Source organism: Streptomyces sp. S6 (assembly GCF_054880855.1).
The window spans coordinates 1-3,901 of the sequence record NZ_JBTYMC010000455.1 but is presented as its reverse complement, the minus strand read 5'-3'; the positions used below and the strand labels follow the sequence as shown (position 1 = coordinate 3,901).

Here is a 3,901-nt window from a genome sequence, read left to right as displayed (position 1 = left end):
CTCCCGGCGCGTACCCGCCGGCCGTGGCCGCGACGGCCCCGATCACCGGAGGCGCGGCAGGCCGCTCGGGATACTTCCCGGCAGCGGGGCCGCCCGACGGCGTCCCCGGCGCATACCCACTGGCCGTCGCTCCGACGGGCCCGCTGACCGGAGGCACATCGGGCCGCGCGGGATACCCGCCGGACGCGACCCCGTCGACCCGCCCGCCCGGTACCGTCCCCCCGGAGGTCATCACAGGCCCCGCGAGCCGTACGGCCGGCCGTACTCGCGCGGGTGCTGGGGGGTGGTGGGGACGGAGGTGCGCTGGAGGATCTCGTCGATCACCTGTTCGGAGGTGCGGCGGTTGAGCTGGGCCTGGGCGGTGGGCAGGAGGCGGTGGGCCAGGACGGCTACGGCGAGGTGCTGGACGTCGTCCGGGAGGGCGTAGTCGCGGCCCGCGAGGGCGGCGGTGGCCTTGGCCGCGCGCAGCAGATGCAGCGTGGCCCGGGGGGAGGCGCCCAGCCGGAGGTCGGGGTGGGTGCGGGTGGCGGCGACGATGTCGACGGCGTACCGCTTGACCGCCTCGGCGACATGGACCCCGCGCACGGCCTCCACGAGCTTGACGATGTCGTGCGCGTGGGCGACCGGCTGGAGGTCCTCCAGGGGGCTGACCGCGCCGTGGACGTCGAGCATCTGGAGCTCGGCCTCGGGGCTCGGGTAGCCGATGGAGACCCGGGCCATGAAGCGGTCGCGCTGCGCCTCCGGCAGCGGGTAGGTGCCCTCCATCTCGACCGGGTTCTGGGTCGCGACGACCATGAAGGGGCTCGGCAGCTCGTAGGACTGCCCGTCGATGGTGACCTGGCGTTCCTCCATGGACTCCAGGAGCGCGGACTGCGTCTTCGGCGAGGCGCGGTTGATCTCGTCGCCGATCACGATCTGCGCGAAGATCGCGCCCGGCTTGAACTCGAAGTCACGCCGCTGCTGGTCCCAGATGGACACCCCGGTGATGTCCGACGGCAGCAGGTCCGGCGTGAACTGGATCCGCCGCACCGAGCAGTCGATGGACTGCGCCAGCGTCTTCGCGAGCATCGTCTTGCCGACGCCCGGGACGTCCTCGATCAGCAGATGGCCCTCCGCGAGCAGCACGGTGAGCGCGAGTCGTACGACCTCGGGCTTGCCCTCGATCACACTCTCCACCGACCCGCGGACCCTGTCCGCGGTGGCGGTCAGATCTGTCAGGCTCGCTCGTTCGTCATAGGTCGTCACCCGTGCCCTCCTCGGCCCTGCTTCTTCCGGGCCGCCGCTCGGTCGTGCGAACCGGCCCACCCCGAATCACGGATGCGGCTGCCGGAATGTTCGGCGGCGGCGTCCTCACCGCATTCTTGCCGCCGTTACCGATTCGTGTCACTCGGCTGTGGACAACTGTCCGCGATATGTCTGGCCTTGTGGCTTTTGCCGGTAATGGCGACAGGGGGCTCACAGGGCACGGACCCCGAAAACCCCCCGTGCGACGCGCTCAGGCCGGGTCGATCTCGCGCAGCAGACCCGTCTTCACGTCGAAGACGAAGCCTCGCACATCGTCGGCGTGCAGCAGGAACGGTGACGTGCGCACCCGCTGCATCGACTGCCGGACGTCCTGGTCGACGTCCCGGAACGCCTCCACCGCCCACGCGGGACGCTGGCCGACCTCCATCTCCAGCTCCGTGCGGAAGTCCTCGGTGATCGCCTCCAGGCCGCAGCCGGTGTGGTGGATCAGGACGATCGAGCGGGTGCCCAGCTTGCGCTGGCTGATGGTGAGCGAGCGGATCACGTCGTCCGTGACCACGCCGCCCGCGTTGCGGATGGTGTGGCAGTCGCCCAGCTCCAGGCCGAGCGCCGCGTGCAGGTCGAGACGGGCGTCCATGCAGGCCACGACCGCGACACGCAGGACAGGGCGGGCGTCCATGCCGGGGTCGGCGAACGCGGAGGCGTACCGCTCGTTGGCGTGCACCAGCCGGTCGGTCACCGTGCCGTCTTCGGGTATGGCGCCTTCGGAGTCGTTCGATACGGATGCGGAAGTCGTCATAACCATGACGGTACTGGTCACCGGCGTTCCGGTCCCGTCGTGAGAAGGGAAAATGAGGGTCATCGCACTCTCGGTGTGAGGTAAGCCACAAGGGTGCCCGAGTGGGGGCACAAAGAGTGATTTCTCGCGGTACGCGGCGTCACACGCGCGTGGGCCCGCGACGCGCAGGCCGGTTGATTGACCGCGAGACAGCGTGGACTAAAGTGACGCGAAGCGGGAAGCGAGGTCTGCCCGCAGGACTTTTCCCCGGGGTCACCGACCAGCCCCCGGAGATCTCCCCGCGTGCGCGGCGCGTACGGATACGGGCCCCGCCGGTAACTGAGAGGGCCCCTTGAGCAACAGCCGACACGTCCCCGTGATGCTCCAGCGGTGCCTGGATCTGCTGGCCCCCGCGCTCCAGGAGCCCGGCGCGGTCGTCGTCGACTGCACCCTCGGACTCGGCGGCCACAGCGAAGCGCTCCTCCAGCAGTTCCCCGAGGCCCGTCTCGTCGCCCTCGACCGGGACAAGGAGGCCCTCAGGCTCTCCGGCGAACGCCTCGCACCCTTCGGCGAACGCGCCACCCTCGTCCACGCCGTCTACGACGAACTCCCCGACGTCCTTGAGCGGCTCGGCCACGCGCGCGTGCAGGGCGTGCTGTTCGACCTCGGCGTCTCCTCCATGCAACTCGACGAGGCCGACCGGGGCTTCGCCTACGCGCAGGACGCGCCGCTCGACATGCGGATGGACCAGACGACAGGGATCAGCGCCGCCGAGGTCCTGAACACCTACCCGCCGGGCGAGTTGGTGCGCATCCTGCGCGCGTACGGCGAGGAGAAGCAGGCCAAGAGGATCGTCTCGGCGGTCGTCCGGGAGCGCGACAAGGAGCCGTTCACGAACAGCGCGCGGCTCGTCGAGGTGATCCGGGGAGCGCTGCCGCAGGCCGCCATGCGGACCGGCGGGAACCCCGCCAAGCGGACCTTCCAGGCGCTGCGCATCGAGGTCAACGGCGAGCTGTCCGTGCTGGAGGGGGCGATCCCGGCAGCCGTCAAGTCGCTGGCCGTGGGCGGGCGGATCGCCGTCCTCGCCTACCACTCCCTCGAAGACCGCCTGGTCAAGCAGGTGTTCGCGGCCGGCGCCGCCAACACCGCGCCGCCCGGCCTGCCGATCGTCCCCGAGCGCTACCAGCCCCGGCTCAAGCTGCTCACGCGCGGTGCCGAACTTCCCACCGAGGAAGAGATCGCCGAGAACCGCCGGGCCGCCCCCGCGCGGCTGCGCGGCGCCGAGCGCATCAGGGAGGACGTCGAGTGAGCCGGTCAGGGAGTCGACCGCGGAGTTCCCGAAGCGAGCTGATTCACACATCTGAGCGATTCGGGTCGGTCCGTGCATCTTCGCGGAAGCCTCGGACGTCCTACCGGGTGGAGGCGCGATGAGAACTGGACTCAAGGAGCGGCTGGCCGGGTTGTTGCCGGTCGGAGGCGGGGCGCAGGCCGGGCGGACACCGTTCGTGCTGCTGGTCGTCGCCCTGCTCGGCGGCGGGCTGATCGGGCTGCTGGTGCTGAACTCCGCGCTCAGCGAGGGGTCGTTCAAGATGGGCGACCTCCAGAAGGAGACCAAGAACCTCACCGACGAACAGCAGGCGCTCCAGCGGGACATCGACTCCTACTCGGCGCCGGACGCCCTCCAGAAGCGCGCCCGCGAACTCGGCATGGTCCCCGGCGGCGACCCCGCGTTCCTCCAGCCGGACGGAGCCGTCCGGCGCGTCCCGTCCGCCGAGATCCCCTTCGGGCACGTGGAGCGCCCCACCCACACCAACACCACCTGGGACGCGGCCAAGTTCGAGGTGTGCGCGCACCGCTACCTGCACGTCGGCGAGAAGG

General features: G+C 70.7%; 4 protein-coding genes and 1 pseudogene. 2 read left to right on the top strand and 3 right to left on the bottom strand.

Going from position 1 to position 3,901, the window contains the following annotated elements; translation table 11 throughout:
* The 3 genes and pseudogenes from ACVNF4_RS33475 to ACVNF4_RS33465 form a co-directional block, all read right to left on the bottom strand.
* Positions 1-232: pseudogene (locus tag ACVNF4_RS33475) on the bottom strand (CAP domain-containing protein); the annotation flags it as partial.
* Entirely contained in the window at positions 232-1,245 is a 1,014-nt protein-coding gene (locus tag ACVNF4_RS33470; protein WP_461806633.1) for an AAA family ATPase, read from the bottom strand. The gene ACVNF4_RS33470 and the pseudogene ACVNF4_RS33475, both read right to left, overlap by 1 nt.
* Before the next feature lie 250 nt (positions 1,246-1,495).
* A complete protein-coding gene (locus ACVNF4_RS33465) occupies positions 1,496-2,044 on the bottom strand; it encodes a beta-class carbonic anhydrase (RefSeq protein ID WP_461806632.1) in 549 nt (182 codons plus the stop codon).
* Positions 2,045-2,375: 331 nt separating this feature from the next.
* Between ACVNF4_RS33465 and rsmH the strand changes: the two genes are divergently transcribed.
* Complete coding sequence (gene rsmH, locus ACVNF4_RS33460) at positions 2,376-3,332, top strand: 16S rRNA (cytosine(1402)-N(4))-methyltransferase RsmH (protein WP_461806631.1); 957 nt, start codon at positions 2,376-2,378, stop codon at positions 3,330-3,332.
* A gap of 118 nt (positions 3,333-3,450) precedes the next feature.
* A partial coding sequence (locus ACVNF4_RS33455) for a glycoside hydrolase family 38 C-terminal domain-containing protein (protein ID WP_461806630.1) occupies positions 3,451-3,901 on the top strand: 451 nt, incomplete at its 3' end.